The 17,914-nt window shown below is 37.5% G+C and carries 12 protein-coding genes and 1 pseudogene; 8 read left to right on the plus strand and 5 right to left on the minus strand.

Going from position 1 to position 17,914, the window contains the following annotated elements; all coding sequences use genetic code 11:
- Positions 1-80: 80 nt before the first annotated feature.
- The gene (hda, locus tag ESZ36_RS10870) at positions 81-788 is read right to left on the minus strand and encodes a DnaA regulatory inactivator Hda (RefSeq protein ID WP_146787600.1); all 708 of its coding nucleotides are present in this window, start codon (positions 786-788) and stop codon (positions 81-83) included.
- On the minus strand, positions 785-2,191 hold the full coding sequence (locus ESZ36_RS10875; RefSeq protein WP_246129068.1) for a DUF2066 domain-containing protein: 1,407 nt from the start codon (positions 2,189-2,191) through the stop codon (positions 785-787). The genes hda and ESZ36_RS10875 overlap by 4 nt, the downstream gene beginning before the upstream one ends.
- Positions 2,192-2,428: 237 nt before the next feature.
- On the opposite strand from ESZ36_RS10875, the gene purM reads away from it, so the two are divergent.
- From purM to ESZ36_RS10895, 4 genes are all read left to right on the plus strand, one after another.
- Positions 2,429-3,469, plus strand: a complete 1,041-nt coding sequence (purM, locus tag ESZ36_RS10880; RefSeq protein ID WP_146787606.1) for a phosphoribosylformylglycinamidine cyclo-ligase — start codon at positions 2,429-2,431, stop codon at positions 3,467-3,469.
- A gap of 117 nt (positions 3,470-3,586) precedes the next feature.
- On the plus strand, positions 3,587-4,228 hold the full coding sequence (purN, locus tag ESZ36_RS10885) for a phosphoribosylglycinamide formyltransferase (protein WP_146787609.1): 642 nt from the start codon (positions 3,587-3,589) through the stop codon (positions 4,226-4,228).
- Between the two features lie 177 nt (positions 4,229-4,405).
- Positions 4,406-5,164, plus strand: a complete 759-nt coding sequence (locus ESZ36_RS10890) for a DUF3108 domain-containing protein (RefSeq protein WP_146787612.1) — start codon at positions 4,406-4,408, stop codon at positions 5,162-5,164.
- Between the two features lie 651 nt (positions 5,165-5,815).
- Positions 5,816-6,331, plus strand: a complete 516-nt coding sequence (locus tag ESZ36_RS10895) for a hypothetical protein (protein WP_146787615.1) — start codon at positions 5,816-5,818, stop codon at positions 6,329-6,331.
- 138 nt (positions 6,332-6,469) lie between these two features.
- Here the strand turns inward: ESZ36_RS10895 and ESZ36_RS10900 are convergent.
- Positions 6,470-6,892, minus strand: a pseudogene (locus ESZ36_RS10900) (DUF885 domain-containing protein); the annotation flags it as partial.
- 204 nt (positions 6,893-7,096) lie between these two features.
- Between ESZ36_RS10900 and ESZ36_RS10905 the strand changes: the two are divergent.
- Complete coding sequence (locus ESZ36_RS10905) at positions 7,097-7,720, plus strand: hypothetical protein (RefSeq protein WP_146787618.1); 624 nt, start codon at positions 7,097-7,099, stop codon at positions 7,718-7,720.
- Positions 7,721-8,090: 370 nt separating this feature from the next.
- Here ESZ36_RS10905 and ESZ36_RS10910 read toward each other — a convergent pair whose 3' ends face one another.
- Positions 8,091-9,992 carry a DUF885 domain-containing protein gene (locus ESZ36_RS10910; RefSeq protein WP_146787621.1) on the minus strand — a complete coding sequence of 634 codons (1,902 nt, stop codon included), beginning with the start codon at positions 9,990-9,992 and terminating at the stop codon, positions 8,091-8,093.
- 325 nt (positions 9,993-10,317) lie between these two features.
- On the opposite strand from ESZ36_RS10910, the gene ESZ36_RS10915 reads away from it, so the two are divergent.
- The 3 genes from ESZ36_RS10915 (at position 10,318) to ESZ36_RS10925 (ending at position 15,574) form a co-directional block, all read left to right on the plus strand.
- Positions 10,318-12,621, plus strand: a complete 2,304-nt coding sequence (locus ESZ36_RS10915) for a YgiQ family radical SAM protein (RefSeq protein WP_146787624.1) — start codon at positions 10,318-10,320, stop codon at positions 12,619-12,621.
- A 382-nt stretch (positions 12,622-13,003) separates the two neighbouring features.
- Positions 13,004-14,596, plus strand: a complete 1,593-nt coding sequence (locus ESZ36_RS10920; protein ID WP_146787627.1) for an ABC-F family ATPase — start codon at positions 13,004-13,006, stop codon at positions 14,594-14,596.
- A 90-nt stretch (positions 14,597-14,686) separates the two neighbouring features.
- Complete coding sequence (locus ESZ36_RS10925; protein ID WP_146787630.1) at positions 14,687-15,574, plus strand: 23S rRNA (adenine(2030)-N(6))-methyltransferase RlmJ; 888 nt, start codon at positions 14,687-14,689, stop codon at positions 15,572-15,574.
- A 126-nt stretch (positions 15,575-15,700) separates the two neighbouring features.
- Here the strand turns inward: ESZ36_RS10925 and ESZ36_RS10930 are convergent, their stop codons facing one another.
- Complete coding sequence (locus ESZ36_RS10930; protein ID WP_146787632.1) at positions 15,701-17,368, minus strand: FMN-binding glutamate synthase family protein; 1,668 nt, start codon at positions 17,366-17,368, stop codon at positions 15,701-15,703.
- Between the last annotated feature and the right edge of the window lie 546 nt (positions 17,369-17,914).

Consider the following 17,914-nt stretch of genomic DNA (forward strand, 5'->3'; position numbering starts at 1 on the left):
ATCACTTTATAAAAATAAAAAACGCGATTTAATAATCGCGTTTTTTGTTATAAATACTAGTTAACTCTACTATCAATAAGCTATTGGAGCGTTAGCACTTCCTTGATAAAAGGAATGGTAATTTTTCTTTGCTCTTGAATAGAAGCTTTATCTAAGACATCAAGTGAGTTGATTAAACTTCCCATATCTCGGCTCAAGCGATTAAGTAAAAACTTGACTACTTCATCAGACAAAAATAAACCGCGTTGCGTGGCACGGTACTGGAGGGCAATAACCTTTTCTTCATCATCAACGGGCTTAACCTGCTCAGTTAATCCCCAAGTAAGTCTTGATACTAAATCAGGTAAGCTAATACCTAACTGTTGAGCACTTTCATCACCTGAAATTAATAAGTAATTATTTTGTTCAAGCACCCTATTAAATAAATCAAAAATAGCTTGTTGCCAGCGAGTGTCGCCCGCAATCAAATGAATGTCATCTAAACAGATTAAATCAATTTGCTCTAAGCCATCTAAAACTTCTACAGGTAATTGTTTTAACTCTGCACAAGATAAACATACAGAAGATTTTCCAATCTGCGCAGCATAAGTGCTACTTGCGTGCATTAGATGTGATTTACCAACACTCGATAAGCCAAACAGGTAGAAACTGTGGGGCGTTGCTTGTTGTGATTCTATATAGGATTTTAATTGAGTTACAATCCCCTGATTAGTTTCACTTTTAAAACTATCAAACGTTTCATCATCAGGTAACTGCACCATCAAAGTTAATTGAGCAACTTGCTTCATCCTTGCTCCCAATAAAAAACGGGAATTTTGGGTGCAATCGTCAGTGGTGGTTTTGTTTCGGTTAATATTGGCAATTGATCATTCTTGGTAAGTTCATCGGCAGAATCAGCACTTAAGTTACTGCTATCCTCTACCATAGGGATAGTCTCTGGAATATTATTATCCAGGAGACCTTCTTTATTTTTTACATTCGTTTGTGGATTTTTAAGTTCATCTTTATTCGTATCAACGGTGCCTAAAACAGTGACCTGTACTTGATCATTAGTTTCGTTATTGAGGTCTATTCCTGCGCTGTCTTGGCTTTTGAATTGCTGAGTTTTAAATCCTTGAGCATGAGAAAAACTATCGAGTTGACTATCAAGTTGTTGCGTTAACTTATTGTTTAGCTTTAATGAGGCTAAAAATGAGGCTTTTGAACCAATTAGATCTAACTTGAATTGACGTTCATTACCTTGGGCACTGATTAAAGTGACGGTTTTAACCGCTGATAAATCCTGTAGAAAATTAAATAAATGCATGTCATTTTTCAAAGAGGTGACATTTTTAACTTCAATAACAAAGTCATTTTCCGCTGTGGTAGATAAAGCGTAAGACTGATAAATTAACTCGGTAATGTCGGATAAGCCTTGTTCAATTAAACTGGCTTTATCGACACCTTTATATTGTTGAGTATAAAGAATACCTTGGGTGAAAACACGCCAATCTAGTACTTTAGGGATAACAAGTTCTTGCTGTTCACATAACAAGCCACACGCAACATCACTTGCGGCGATAGCTGTTTCATTTTTATCGCTATCAATCACTAAGCTCGAATCTGATACTCTCATTACCACAATAGTGTCTGCAAAATAGCGCTGTGAAGCTTGCAGGATTTGTTCAGGAAAATAGCCCCAAAAATCACTTAACACCACTTGTTCATTATCGGTTAAGTCCATTAAAGGCATAACAATAGGTAAACCACGTTGTATTGAGAAATCATTGATACTTGAAGGGATGATAGTGTCTTCATCAGAAGCTACGATACTTCGGCTTGTGCCTTGTTCATCAATTAACCACAACAGTACTTGTGGGCGTAAACTCCCCCATAATGGAAGATTCGCGTCTTTAAATAATTGATTTACTTTGTCTTCATTGAAGCTAACGACCAAACTTAGCTCTTCATCTTTTCGTTGGTAGTGATATTGGCTAACGTAACGGCTGGCTTTTTTTTGCGCTTTTTTCAACACATCATGCGTTAACACACTTTTTTTGCCACCGACTTTTAAAAACACACCTTGAAGTGCTTTTTTTATTGCTTGTTGACGTTGTTCTCGATCTTGTGAGTCAACTACGACATTGGCTTGGTACAGGTCATTGACTTCAAGGGCAGCTAAACTAGCGCTAAGCAACGAGAATACCAGCATAATTATTACAAAAGGAAATCTAAACATATCGACTGAAAATTTTAAAAACTCTATGATTTTATATGTAATATCTTACCACATTGCCAGCAATTAATACCCGCAAATCTCAATAAATTCTTTGGAAATACACCAATAAAATAAAACAAGGCGAAGATACTGTTTATCGTCTTGAGTATGAGCCTTTGCACTGGTAGAATACGGCCCTTAAAATACTGTCGGTAATTTCTGAGGTTTCCCGTGAGCGAACAAAAACAGTCGTTAAGCTATAAAGATGCTGGTGTTGATATTGATGCTGGTAATGCGCTAGTTGAAAACATTAAAGGTGCGGTAAAACGCACAACACGCCCAGAAGTTATGGGTGGTTTAGGTGGTTTTGGTTCGGTATGTCAATTACCTACAGGTTATAAAGAACCTGTACTAGTTGCTGGTACCGACGGTGTAGGTACTAAATTACGTTTAGCAATCGATTTAGCTAAACACGATACTGTTGGTATCGATTTAGTGGCAATGTGTGTTAATGACCTTATTGTTCAAGGTGCTGAGCCATTATTCTTCCTTGATTATTATGCTACTGCTAAACTTGATATTGCTGTTGCGTCATCAGTAGTCGAAGGTATTGCTGAAGGTTGTATTCAAGCAGGATGTGCTCTTGTTGGTGGTGAAACTGCTGAAATGCCAGGTATGTACCACAAAGGCGATTACGATATCGCTGGTTTTTGTGTTGGTGTAGCTGAAAAATCTCGCTTGATTGATGGTACTAACGTAGCAGCTGGCGATCAATTGATTGCACTTGGCGCTTCAGGTCCACATTCAAACGGCTTCTCTTTAATTCGTAAAGTATTAGAAGTGAACAACACTGATACTAATGAGTTACTTGAAGGCAAGAAAATTGCTGACCATTTACTTGAACCAACAAAGATTTACGTAAAATCTGTACTTGAGTTACTTAAAAATGTAGATGTTCATGCACTTTCTCATATCACTGGTGGTGGCTTCTGGGAAAATATCCCACGCGTATTACCTGAAACAGCACAAGCTGTTATTAAAGGTGATAGCTGGCAATGGCCGAGCATCTTTAACTGGTTACAAGAAAACGGTAACATCACTGAACATGAAATGTACCGCACTTTCAACTGTGGTGTTGGCATGGTTATCGTTGTTCCTGCTGATAAAGTAGCTCAAAGTATTGAAATTTTAACAGCACATGGTGAAAATGCTTGGCACATTGGCGAAATCGCTGATAAAGCTGACGGCGAAGAGCCTGTTGTTTTTGCATAAACAGTTAACTGTTTAAACAAGCGAATATATTATAAAGGGGCTATTTAATAGCCCTTTTTATTTATCTCCGCTTTATTAATTGTTTATTCACTCTTTATTAAGATATGAGGAAAATATATGTCGTGCAAAATAGTAGTTTTGATCTCTGGTGGTGGCACTAACTTACAAGCCATTATAGATGCCTGTTCTGATAGTAATTATCCAGCTAAAGTGGTTGGGGTAGTATCAAATAAAGCGGATGCCTATGGCCTAACACGTGCTAAAAATTCTGATATTGCCACAGTAGCACTTTCTCATAAAGACTTTGATAGCCGTGAAGATTACGATCAGGCGCTTATCAAGAAAATTGATTGTTTTGATGCCGATTTAATTGTCTTAGCAGGCTTTATGCGTATTCTTACGCCAAGCTTTGTACAACATTATCAAGGTAAACTGCTAAACATACACCCTTCTCTTTTACCTAAGTATCAGGGATTAAATACCCACCAACGCGCTATTGATGCAGGCGATGATGTTCACGGCGTAAGTGTTCACTTTGTTACTGAAGAGCTTGATGGCGGTCCTGTTATTCTTCAAGCCAAAGTGCCTGTATTTGAAGGTGATAACTGTGATGATTTAGCTGCTCGAGTACATGAGCAAGAGCACCGTATCTACCCATTGGTAGTAAAGTGGTTTGCTGAACAAAGACTTAGCATGCAAGGCGATAACGCAATTTTAGATGATAATATTTTATCAGCTTCAGGTTATGCCAACGATTAACCTATTTAACTTGAATTTTGTTAATTAAATACAGCTAGTTAAATACGGTTATTTTAGTACTACTCGCTAAATAACTCATCAAACAGTACAACAAATAGTTACCAAATTTTTGCTCTCCCCCAGACAGAAGCTGTTAGTATAAATGCATACTCATTGCTTCTGGACTATTTGTTTATTATGCGAAAAATTTTCTCCTTACTTTTTTTAACTCTACCTTTGTTAGCTTCTGCTACTGATATTGAAACATCAGCATTACCAAAAGCCGAGCAAAAACAAAATTCATTCGCTGAAACTATTCCTGCTTTTCGTGCAACTTATACTCTATTACGTAAATCAGACCCCGTAGGTAAAGCTATCAGGGAGTTAAGTTATCTTGAAGATGGTAAAGTTAAATATCACTATGAAACTGATATAAGTTGGTTAATTTTTTCTGATAAACGTAGCGAAACATCTATTGTTGATATCAAAGAAAACCAAGTGATCCCTTTAAGTTATGACTATCAACGTGAGGGAACAGGTCGTGATAAGTACTATCAATGGCAGTATGATTTAGCAGGAAAAACAGCAACAGATCTGAAAAAGGATAAAAAGATATCTCTCGACTTTACTGACGGTCTACTAGATAAACTGAGTTATCATCTACAAAATCGTATTGATTTAATTAACAACCCCGAACAAAAGCGGTTTGTGTATCCAGTCATTAGTTCAAAGGGATCTGTTAAAGATTATCAATATCTATATGACGGTAAAGAAGAGCTAATCCTTCCGTATGGCTTAGTCAAAACGATTCGATTAAAGCGTGAAATTATTGAGAAAAAACGCATCACTTACGCTTGGTTCGCACCCGAGTTAGATTACTTATTAGTAAAGCTCTACCAAGTTAAAGGTGGCTCTGAACAATTTGAAGCACAATTATCGACTCTTGAGCTTAAATAACCTAAGTCCGATTAACACATGTTTATCTAAAAGTGGTTTTACTAATTTCCCAAAGTGAGTGAAACTTCGCCTCTATCCCAGTCTTTTACTTACTAATAAATGAACATTAGCAATGCTCATTTATTAGTAATAATTCCCAAATACTTTTTTTAATAACAACCTCCTAAATACTCTTTTCAATGAAAAAGAAACCTCCCAATCAAAGAGGTTTATCAACTGAGTTTATTAACTACTCAAAACAGATATTGCCTTTCTCATGTCATTTACCACTGAAATAACTTAAGCACTCTGAAACATGCATCTTGATTGGTAATGCTCACCTACCGACTGCACTATTATCTACTTATACCAATTCCATTAAATTATTGCCCACTTGTGCTGGTTAAAATATTCCAAGGCGGCGTTGCTCTCAATCCCAATAGCCAGCTATTAGTCAGTCAAGCGCCTATCCTTGGGTTATTTTTCCTACACACAACAAGATCACAAACATAATGGGATTGGTATTACTCTTTACTAACGATTACGGTTTAAATGTAAATGGTCTTATTTTGTTCAAAAAATAACAAATAATGCTTGAATAGTCATCAAATACACTATACTGTACATCCATACAGTATAGTTACATAACACGACTTAGCACGAGGCAGAACTATGTTCACGACCAATACAACTATCAATGCAAGTATCAATGCAAGTATCAATGCAAGTATCAATAATGCCATCAGTACTCCGCTTGCAGAGCAAGCTTGGTTAAAGCTAGCCAATGTCGAAAGCCATCAAGAATTGTCGTCTCATTATGTGAACATTTGTCAGCAACATAACCAAGATAAAAAATGGGTACTTTTTATCAACCCAGAAGAATCTTCAATTGAGCAGTTAGCTCATACCCATGGCGTTGATATTTCAAAAGTGCTTTGTGTTAGCTTTAAAGGTAAAAATAAAGTAAATAACTTGCTTGATTCGAAATCAGCTCACTTAGATATTGAGCAAATAAAGAATGTATTGTGCCGTGGGAATTGCTCGGCCGTGATCCTTTCAAACGCTTCATTTGGCGTTGACGAAATGGCTGCTCTTGATAGTTGCGCACGTTTAGGTGAAACACACTGTGTACTACTTAAAAATAATCGAAAAAATGAAACCGCCTTAAATAGTCAAAAAGTTCACTAAACTGGTTTAGCCCATCTAAAATAAAAAAGCCGTATTGTTATTAACAATACGGCTTAAATTTTTATAACAGCCATGCAAACATGGCTGGATAATCTATCTTTGTGACATACTTTTATGACATATATTTATAAAATGTTTTTATAACTTATTATCTAACCAATGATTTACATTGCGTGATAATACGGCCATAGGCACAGCGCCATTTAAAAGCACTACATCATGAAATTCAGCTAAATCGAATTTGTCACCTAAGCGAGCTTTGGCTTGTTCTCTTAAACTTAATATTTTTAACATACCGAGCTTATATCCTAGCGCTTGACCTGGCCATGCCATGTAGCGCTCAATCTCTGCCACCACATCAGATTCAGCTGTACCTGTTTGCTCTGACATATAACTAATGGCTTGCTCTCGAGTCCAACGTTTATCATGCAATCCCGTATCAACCACTAGACGCACTGCTCTAAATAATTCAGCTTGTAGGCGGCCTAAATCTCCAAAAGGGTCATTTTCATACATGCCGAGCTCATACGCCACTTGTTCTGAATAAAGGGCCCATCCCTCACCCTAGGTATCTAATTATATGCTAGTAACTGCGCATCACGGATGAGGTTTAGTAATTGTTATTATGGTCGTTTTTGTGCACTTGGTTGACGTAACGGACTGAAAAGCTTAATGTATTCTTATGGTGTATAGAGGAATATTGATTTAGGTTGTTACATTAAAAGTTACACTGTATTTGTGATATATCAAGAAAAGGAAATTTGAATGGATAGTAATAAAAATAGCGTAAATATAATTGGATATATTTTACTGACACTAATTTTATTAACCCCTTTAATTTTATATGCAAGCCAGTTTGGTTTTGGCATTTGGAGTTCTCATTCTGAATGGTCTGAAATGGGAAGTGCATTAGGGGGGGTGTACACACCAATACTAACTATATTTATGGTTGGTATTTTATACCGACAGACTGTTATACAAGCAGCTTTAGCTAAGCATACTTTTGATACCAACCGTATTGATAAATCTAAAAAGCAATTAGACTATCATGTCAGTAATATTATCAATGTTCTGGCGATTAAAGACGCAAATGGCTTTACAATAAGTTTAAATAAACTCCTTGCCGTAAACCGTGATATGGCATATTTAGATACAATTGAGCAATGGTATGATCCCCATATTAGCCAATTGGTAACAGATTGGCGCAATGTTCAAGGTATTCTTCGCTCTATGGATCAACCTGCTGAGTTAGAGTACTCACTAAATCATGTACAATTCAATGGTTTTGTTATAACTCAACTAACTTATGAAGTTTGTGTTGCTCTAGATAAAATTTGTTATAAACGCACTGAAGAGAAAGATAAGTCGCTTTGCTATTTTTGGAATTAGCGTTGGAAGTGTTATTCATAAAAATATAAATTTATAGAATGAAATACTGATGGTTTATTGGTCGAGGTTCGTTTTCAAATTTTGCACTTGAAAAAATCACGTTTGTGTCGGCTATTATTGGCAATAGTGAACTTGATTTCTGCTTGTTTAATACTCTGGATTTAGAACGTTATGTGGCAAAAAAGATCATAAACCGCCTACACTAAACGGTTTAGTTTTTGGCTCCAATATCAAACCTAGTTCTAATATTATCTTTGTGCGCTAGTTTACAAAACTATTAGGGAATAACTAAAAATAACGCTCTTAAAAACAATTGAGTCTTTAAGAGCTCCATTAAAAGTTTGGTGATATAAAGGTCAGCTATTCAACATTACTTCTGGCTAGCTATCCATCGATTAACGCTAGCCTCTAAAACAACCATGGGTACAGCACCACCTAATAAAACAACATCGTAAAATTCGCTTACATCAAATTTATCACCTAATTCAGTTTTTGCGTGATCACGTAAAGATAATATCTTCATCATACCTAGCTTATAACCAAGTGCTTGACCAGGCCATGCCATGTAGCGCTCTATTTCAGAAGTAACATCAGACTCTGCTGAACCTGTCACACTGCTCATATAACTAATCGCCTCCTCACGAGTCCAGCGTTTATCATGTAAGCCTGTATCTACCACTAAACGTACCGCTCGAAACAATTCGGCTTGCAAGCGACCTAAGTTACCAAAGGGGTCATTTTCGTACATTCCCAATTCATAAGCTATTTGTTCTGATACTAGAGCCCAACCTTCGGCGTATGCGTTGTAAGGTGCGATTCTACGTAAAAAAGGAAGTTCTGCTTGGTCTAAATTCAGCGCAATTTGCCAGTGATGACCTGGATTAGCCTCATGATAAGTTAGCGTTTTTAATCCAAACTTTGGATTCGCTTTCATATCTCTTAAATTAATCCAATAAATGCCTGGTTTACTACCATCAACAGCGGGTGATGTATATTGACCACCTGGCGCACCATCTTGCACCTCTACCGGGAATGATTTCACTTCGACTTGATAGCTTGGCGTGGTTTTAAAGACTGGTGCCATTTTTGCTGTTACTTCAGTGATATAGCCATTAATATCACTGAGCAATTGTTCACGCCCTGCTATTGAGTCTTCATATAAAAAGCGAGGCTCTTCATTTAACGCCACCATACGCTCACCCACAGTGCCTTTTTTGTAACCTTGGGCTAGTAATATTTCGTTCATAGCGCCACTAATACGCGCCACTTCATCTAAGCCAATTTGGTGAATTTGAGTCGGCGTTAATTCACTATCCCCTAACTGTTTAATAGCATCTTGATAATAAGCACTACCATTTGGCTGTGCCCATATACCTGACTCAGAACGCGCTTTGGTCAATAATTGTTCACTCGCTTTTTCCACTGATTGGTAAGCGGGATATACCACTTGACTTACCTTAGCGATAACTTGACTGATTAGAGACTGCTTTTGCTCTGTAGTAAGTGAGTCAATCTTTTCAACTTTCTCACGAAAAACACTGACGAATGGATGTTGTTCTGCAGATCCACGGGTAAAGCCTTTTAAATATTTAATAGCACCTTGTAAGGTTACTTTTGAAGGTAACCAGTTTTGGGCTGCATCTGCCGTTTGCTTTTCAATAATAGTTGCTGCAAGTTTATCAAACTGCCCTAAACGCGCGATGTAATCTAGTGCATCTTTTTCTGTAGTAATTGGCTGATCATTTTGCATCACTCTAGGAATATCAATTAATGGACCATTAATTTGATTAACAATAAAAGGAGAAAGTCCCATCCATGTATCAATATAACCAATATTAAAATTGGGTTCACCAGCAAAATAACGCGTAAGCCCTGCCATAACTTGTTGATTATTTTTTGTTGTTATATCAGCACCGTCTAGTTTGATACTAGCAATAGTATTAGATATCGATAATAACTCAGCTCTTAATTGCTTTTCATCTTCAGGGCTATAAAACTCCATATCGCTACTGATGTCTTGTCCTATATCTTTTTTAGATAGACCATACATGGTTGCTGATAAAGCTCGTTGTTTAAAAAGACTCTGTTTAGCTTGCTGATATAACGAAGCTAATTGTTGCTTTGAGCTGATCACTGGTTTAGGTTCAGAAGTTGCAGAAGCCTTGCTTTTTTTCGTTTCCGCCACAGCAGTATTATTCTCATTGCACGCGCTCAAGCCTAATGCAGCAATAACAGCACTAGCCAATAAACTGCTTTTTAGATTCTTGTTCATATTTTCCTCAGAAATGCGATTAGCACTATGGGTTATTATTTTTGAATTATCGTTTTAATTATTGTTTTAATTATTTTTCAGCTTTACGCCAAATTTTATTTCACAGCGATTAGAACAAATGAAATCAAGATTGTAAACAGTATACAATCTTGATTTATAAATAATAGACCTCACTTCTGTTCAAAAAACAAACAGATATAGTTGGGGGTCACATAGAATATCTGATATAATCCCGCGCCCGCTATTTGCAGCACGGTGCTTCAACGGTACAGATACTTAGCGGCGCAACGATTTAGATTCGGTTAACCCCAATGGGAATGGTGATATGACTTCAGTAAAAAAACAAATAATTTCGAAAACTCAACAGGGATTGTTTGATTATCCAAAATACTGGGCTGAGTGCTACGGCACGGCACCTTTCTTACCTATGTCTCGAAAAGAGATGGATATACTCGGTTGGGATAGCTGTGACATTATCATTGTAACCGGTGATGCTTATGTTGATCATCCAAGTTTTGGTATGGCTATTATAGGTCGTATGCTTGAAGCACAAGGTTTTAGAGTCGGTATAATCTCACAACCCGCATGGGATTCAAAAGATGCCTTCATGGAATTAGGAAAGCCTAATTTATTTTTTGGTGTTACCGCTGGTAACATGGACTCTATGATCAATCGATATACGGCCGAGCGCAGAATGCGTCATGATGATGCTTATACGCCAAATGACGAAGGAGGGAAACGTCCTGATCGTGCGGTAACAGCTTACACTCAACGCTGTAAAGAAGCCTTTAAAGGTGTTCCGGTAATTATTGGCGGTATAGAAGCAAGCTTACGTAGAATTGCGCATTATGATTATTGGTCAGATAAAGTACGTCGCTCTGTTTTATTTGACTCAAAAGCAGATTTATTAGTGTTTGGTAATGCCGAACGTCCGTTAGTTGAAATTGCACATCGTATCGCCCGTGGTGAAGATGTTAAGACTATTACCGATGTTCGAGGCAGTGCATTTTTAACCAATCAAGCACTCCCAGGTTGGCAAGGAATTGATTCGCGTGATATCGATAGGCCAGGTAAAATTGATCCTATTTATAGCCCTTATGAGGAAATCACCCCTGAATCGTGTAGTGATAATGAAGCTCAAACAGAAGCAGCTGCTCTCAGTAACGATATCACCAAAACGGCACAGCCTATTGAAATGGCTGATTATCGGAATAAAACTTGGGATAAAAAAGCTAAACCTTGGGAAACTACTTACATTAATTTACCTACTTTTGAGCAGGTAAAAGAAAACAAAGTTCTTTATGCTCATGCATCACGTATTTTTCATCAAGAAGTTAACCCAACATCGGCAAAACCATTGGTTCAAAGCCATGGCACTCGCCTTATATGGCTAAACCCACCCGCTAAACCATTATCAACTGAAGAAATGGATGGTGTCTTTGGTCTTGAATATAAACGCGTACCCCACCCTAGCTACGGTAAAGCTAAAATACCCGCTTATGATATGATCAAAACATCAATTAATATCATGCGTGGTTGTTTTGGTGGTTGTACTTTCTGTTCAATTACTGAGCATGAAGGTCGCATTATTCAAAGTCGTTCTCATGAGTCTATTATTAATGAAATCGAAGATATCAGAGAAAAAGTACCAGGTTTTACTGGGGTAATCTCAGATCTTGGTGGTCCAACCGCCAATATGTATCAGCTTAATTGTAAAAGTGAAAAAGCAGAAGCGACTTGTCGAAAACCTTCATGTGTTTGGCCAACAATTTGTGGTCACTTAGATACCGATCATACGCCAACAATAGAGTTATACCGTAAAGCACGTAAAGTAAAAGGCATCAAAAAAGTACTAATTGCTTCTGGTGTTCGTTACGATTTAGCGATTGAACATCCTGAATATGTGCAAGAGTTAGCAACCCATCATGTTGGCGGCTATTTAAAAATTGCCCCTGAGCATACTGAACAAGGGCCGCTTGATAATATGATGAAACCTGGCATGGGTAGCTATGATAAATTCAAAGAAATGTTTGATCATTACTCGAAACTTGCAGGTAAAAAACAGTACTTAATTCCGTACTTTATTTCTGCCCACCCTGGCACGACAGATAAAGATATGGTTAATCTCGCGCTGTGGTTAAAAGAAAATAACTTTAAGTTAGATCAGGTGCAAAATTTTTACCCTTCACCTTTAGCTAATGCCACAACCTTGTACCATACCGGGCTAAATTCGTTGCGTAATGTAACCAGTAAAAATTTAGCCAAAGTAGATGGAAAAATTAACGTACCTAAAGGCACCATCCAACGACGTTTACACAAAGCTATATTGCGTTATCACGATCCAGCTAACTGGGCACAAATTCGTCAAGCATTAACTAAAATGGGCCTAACCAAACTTATTGGCTCGGCACCAAATTGTCTTGTGCCAAGAGAAACTCGTGGCGAGCAGCAATTAGCAAATAAAGATAGACAGGGTAAAAATAATTCGCAAGGTTTTAAAACAAGCCCTGGTCAAAATAAGCCTAAGTCAGAACAAGGTAATGGTAAAAAGAAGAAAACGCCAATGCACAAAAAAGGCTTAACCCGCTTTTCTGATAACCAATTTAGTGATAGAAAAAAGAGTAAATAATATCTAATACTGTAAACGAGCTAAGCTATTTAGCTCGTTTAATTGATTAACTTAACCTGAGGTTTGGATAAGAGTTTTGTAACTCATTGAAGTTAAATGAACAAGTTAACTTAACGTTCCAGTGACGAAGTTTAAGTGTATATCAAGATGTTTTTACAAACCAATAACGGGTTATTGGGAGTAAAAATAACGCTGATATGCGCTTAAAGAGCGTTATTGGGCAAATTCGCTTATCCGAAGTTCTGGTTAACTTACACTACATCTTACTAAGAAATTTTATTAACTATTATTGTCTTGTCGTGTATAATCGCGCGCAATATTTTATCGTTAAATTTACTGTATTATTTGATTCAGTAAACATCAACATTCGACGGAACACATCATGCTAGCAGCAAATAATATAACCCAGCAATTTGGCGCTAAGCCATTGTTTGAAAATATCTCACAAAAATTTGGTGGCGGTAACCGTTATGGTCTAATCGGCGCAAATGGTTGTGGCAAATCTACCTTCATGAAGATTTTAGGTGGTGATTTAGAGCAAACGTCTGGTAACGTTAATCTTGATACGGGTGAACGTTTGGGTAAATTACGCCAAGACCAGTTCGCTTTTGAAGCAAACAGTGTTATTGATACTGTGATCATGGGCCATACCGAGTTATGGGCAGTAAAAGAAGAACGTGACCGTATTTATGCTTTGCCTGAAATGAGCGAAGCTGATGGTATGAAAGTGGGTGATTTAGAGTCTGAATACGCTGAAATGGATGGTTACAGTGCTGAGAGTCGTGCTGGTGAATTACTAATCGGTGTAGGTATTCCTGTTGAACAACATTACGGGTTAATGAGCGAAATCGCTCCTGGCTTTAAGTTACGTATATTACTAGCTCAGGCACTCTTTTCAAATCCTGATATTTTGTTACTTGATGAGCCAACCAACAACTTGGATATTCACACTATCCAATGGTTAGAAGAAACGTTAAATGAACGTAATTCAACCATGATCATCATTTCCCATGATAGACATTTTTTAAACAGTGTTTGTACTCATATGGCCGATTTAGATTATGGCGAATTGTGTGTTTTTCCGGGTAACTATGACGAATATATGTTGGCTGCTACACAAGCAAGAGCCCGTTTATTGTCAGATAACGCTAAGAAAAAGGCACAAATTGGTGAACTTCAAGCCTTCGTTGCCCGTTTCTCTGCTAACGCATCAAAAGCAAAACAGGCGACTTCTCGCGCCAAGCGAATTGATAAAATTCAGTTAGATGAAGTCAAACCATCAAGTCGTAGTAATCCGTTTATTCGTTTTGAGCAAGAGAAGAAATTATTCCGTAATGCTTTAGTTATTGAAAAATTGAATAAAAGCTTTGATGGTAACCCTGTACTTAAAGGTATTTCAGCGTTAATTGAAGTCGGTGAACGTATCGCTATTATCGGTGAAAATGGCATTGGTAAAACTACGCTTTTACGTACGTTAATGAACGAAGTAGCTTACCAGCAAGATTCAGGTGAGTTTACTTGGTCTGAAAATGTCAATATCGGTTATTACGCACAGGATCATGAGTTTGAATTTGAAAATGACATGACCTTATTTGACTGGATGAGCCAATGGCGTCAACCAACTGATGACGAGCAAGCTGTTCGTGGTTATTTAGGTCGTTTGCTTTTCTCTGCCGATGATATTAAAAAGTCAATTAAAGTCTTATCTGGTGGTGAAAAAGGTCGTATGCTGTTTGGTAAGCTAATGATGCACAATCCTAATATATTGCTGCTTGATGAGCCAACCAACCACATGGATATGGAATCAATTGAATCATTGAATATGGCGTTAGAGCAATACGAAGGGACGCTTTTATTCGTTAGTCACGACAGAGAGTTTGTTTCAACCATCGCTACTCGTATTATTGAAATAACCAAAGACGGTTATATTGATTTTGCTGGCACTTACGATGAGTACTTAGCAAGCCAAGTTTAAGTTTACGTTCAAAATATTTATCGGCTATCAATATACCTTTTGATAGCCGTGTTCCCACTGTTTAACATAACTCCCTCTTAAGGAATTACCTTGCTTAGTTATCGTCACGCTTTTCATGCTGGCAATTTTGCCGATGTACTAAAGCATAGTGTTTTATCACTTGTTTTAGATTATATGACTCGTAAAGAAAAAGGCTTTTGCTATATCGATAGTCACTCTGGGGCTGGTATGTATCAGCTAGCCGACGAATATGCCCAAAAGACGGGTGAGTATAAAGACGGTATTGCCAAGATTATTAACGATGAAGATGCGCCTGAGTCACTAGAACCTTATTTATCACTGATCAAGAGTCTCAACCTTGCTTCTGACCGTAGTACTGATCCAAGTGCAGACATAAGTACTGACACAAGTAACGACCTTGACGTTTACCCTGGCTCCCCTGGCATAGCAAAAGCTTTTGTTCGTCGACAAGACAGTAGTCATTTATTTGAATTACACCCGACTGATATTCAACACTTGGAAGATTTTTGCCAGCGCTGGCGTAAAGTGTTTGTTAAACAATCTGATGGCTATCAAGGTGTGCTTGGTTTAATACCACCACCAAGTCGTCGTGGTGTGGTACTTATCGATCCTCCTTATGAATTGAAAGAAGACTATCACAAAGCGGTAAAAACTATTATTAAGGCCTATGAAAAGTTTTCAACAGGCACATACATTCTTTGGTATCCCGTTGTTAAGCGCGAGCTAGTTGAGCAGATGAGCTATACCTTCACTAAAAGCTCGATCAAAAATGTATTACAAGTAGAGTTTTGTCTAGAAAGTGATACTGATGAATATGGTATGACAGGTACTGGATTGTTTATTGTTAATCCTCCATGGCAATTAACTTCGCAGCTTGAAGAAATATTACCTTATATGAAGACTAAATTAGGCAGTGACGACACAAGTTACACACTTAACCAGTTGATCGCTGAATGATATAGATGAGTGATATAGATAAGCTCAGACTAAATAATTGTCTCGACGTAAAACAATCTTAAATCTTGCTAGAGTCTTCTAAGTCATATGACTTAAAAGACTCTATTTAAAAGCAAAAGAGCATAACTAAACTCGATTTGTTTTTACTTGATGAAACTCTGGCGATTTCAGTATAAAAATGTCATCGACATAAAATTGCTCTGCACTACTTGCTTGCCACCAATGTTGCCATGACTCATCTAGGTCTAACTTGTTCTGTAAAGGGTCAACTAAAGCCATTGCAGGTAATGGTGCTACAATACTACCCATCGACATTTGAACGCCATAAGGTGAACGCCTTTTAATCATTTGCGGCACAAGCTTAGCCGGATCGTCCAAGCCCATGCTACCCACCAATTCAAAGAAACTCGCTACCGTATTATCATGAAAGTTCTTCACTCGGTCACTTTTTGACTCGATGTCAATTGCTTTTGCTCTAGCGGGATCTTGAGTCGCAACACCGGTAGGACAAAGGTTAGTATTACAATGTCTTGATTGGATACAGCCAATGGCCATCATCATTGTTCTAGCCGCATTAACCACATCAGCGCCGGCAGCAATTTTTGCGAGTAAATCAAAACTTGATGCCGTTTTACCTGAAGCAATTATTTTTATTTTATCTCTAAGCCCTACCCCAACCAATGCATTGTTTACTATGCTTATGCCTTCTAAACAAATTAAACCTAAGCGATTGGTAAATTCTACTGGCGCAGCACCTGTCCCCCCTTCAGCTCCATCAACAGTGATAAAATCAGGTGTAATACCTGTTTCTAACATTGCTTTACAAATACTTAAAAACTCGGCGGGATTACCAATACATAATTTAAAGCCAATGGGCTTACCGCCACTCAAGCTGCGTAACTGCACGATAAAAGCTAACAAATCCTTTGGAGAGGTACATTCAGGGTTAACTGCGGGCGAGATACAGTCTTTATCCTTTGAAATATGTCTGATGTGGGCAATTTCGTCGGTAATTTTCGCTTTAGGTAACACCCCACCATGACCTGGTTTTGCGCCTTGACTTAACTTTATTTCAATCATTTTTATTTGTGGCAGATTAGCTGTTTTCTCAAAGCTAACAGGGTTAAATCGTCCTTGTTCATCGCGACAGCCAAAAAGTCCGGTACCTAGTTGCCACACAACATCGCCGCCGTGCTTTAAATGATAGGGACTCGCTGCCCCCTCACCAGTATTATGATAACAACCTGCTTTTTTAGCGCCTAAATTCAGTGCTTCAATGGCATTGGAGCTTAACGAACCAAAACTCATCGCTGAAATATTTAAATAGGATGCTGAATATGGCTGCTGGCAACTAGCACCACCAATAATAACTCGCTTGGCAGCCTCTTTTATATGCGTAGGTGCTAATGAGTGCCATAAACTTAGATAATTATCTTCAACAAGATTACGCTGGGTTCCAAAAGCGATAGTATCGCGGACATTTTTAGCTCGTTGATACACTAAAGTACGTTGCTCACGATTAAATGGACGCTCTTCTGTATCGTTCGCTATAAAGTATTGTTGTATTTCAACACGGTAAGATTCAAGAAAATAACGTAGATATGCGACTACTGGATAAAGACGATTCAGACTATGACGACTATGAAAGACATCATATATACCAATAATGCTATAAAGTAATGTGGAGATTAATAAAATTAAACTAAAAGCACTTTGACTGTGCATATAGAAGTACCCTGCTGAAAAATTACCGACACTGGCAATTAACCATAGAGCTTTTTGCATGATGGTCATGAAACATCCTTATAGAATTATAATTATTGTATTAGTCAAACGCATTAATCAACCTTATTAATCCAAAAGGAGTATCAAATAGTTTGTTACTAATAACTTACCATTATTCACTATTCCTTGAATACGAAAGTTTTATAAACACTGTTAATTGGCTTGCTCAATACTTACTTAGTTTAAAGCTACGTCGTTAACCCTATGTGAGTTTTAATATGTTAAGTAACCATGTATGAGTATCACGTTGGTTAAACGGCAACTTAGCACCATTTTGAAGTCATGATGACTTCTAGATTCTCAATATTTATGGATTTACTTATTTGCTGTTATTTTCAAACATAACTTCCATTCGTCAAACTATACCTTTGATAGCTGAGTATTATTTATGTTGCTATATACCGATAAAAAATCAATTTTACTACACGTTTTTATCTTATTTGTTACTCTCTAAATTTGCATTTCAAGGTTTACCATATAAGCTTATATTAACTAGCATCTAGGTCTAAAGCATGATTTTCAGTTAACAAATATATTTGTAAACTTTCAATGATT

The organism is Colwellia demingiae (assembly GCF_007954275.1).
Lineage (GTDB): Bacteria > Pseudomonadota > Gammaproteobacteria > Enterobacterales > Alteromonadaceae > Colwellia > Colwellia demingiae.

Bases quoted from the DNA above. Each gene is read 5' to 3' on its own strand.
- hda (WP_146787600.1), bottom strand. From the start codon at position 788: ATGAAGCAAGTTGCTCAATTAACTTTGATGGTGCAGTTACCTGATGAT.
- ESZ36_RS10875 (WP_246129068.1), bottom strand. From the start codon at position 2,191: ATGCTGGTATTCTCGTTGCTTAGCGCTAGTTTAGCTGCCCTTGAAGTC.
- purN (WP_146787609.1), top strand. From the start codon at position 3,587: ATGTCGTGCAAAATAGTAGTTTTGATCTCTGGTGGTGGCACTAACTTA.
- ESZ36_RS10890 (WP_146787612.1), top strand. From the start codon at position 4,406: ATGCGAAAAATTTTCTCCTTACTTTTTTTAACTCTACCTTTGTTAGCT.
- ESZ36_RS10895 (WP_146787615.1), top strand. From the start codon at position 5,816: ATGTTCACGACCAATACAACTATCAATGCAAGTATCAATGCAAGTATC.
- ESZ36_RS10905 (WP_146787618.1), top strand. From the start codon at position 7,097: ATGGATAGTAATAAAAATAGCGTAAATATAATTGGATATATTTTACTG.
- ESZ36_RS10910 (WP_146787621.1), bottom strand. From the start codon at position 9,992: ATGAACAAGAATCTAAAAAGCAGTTTATTGGCTAGTGCTGTTATTGCT.
- ESZ36_RS10915 (WP_146787624.1), top strand. From the start codon at position 10,318: ATGACTTCAGTAAAAAAACAAATAATTTCGAAAACTCAACAGGGATTG.
- ESZ36_RS10920 (WP_146787627.1), top strand. From the start codon at position 13,004: ATGCTAGCAGCAAATAATATAACCCAGCAATTTGGCGCTAAGCCATTG.
- ESZ36_RS10930 (WP_146787632.1), bottom strand. From the start codon at position 17,368: ATGACCATCATGCAAAAAGCTCTATGGTTAATTGCCAGTGTCGGTAAT.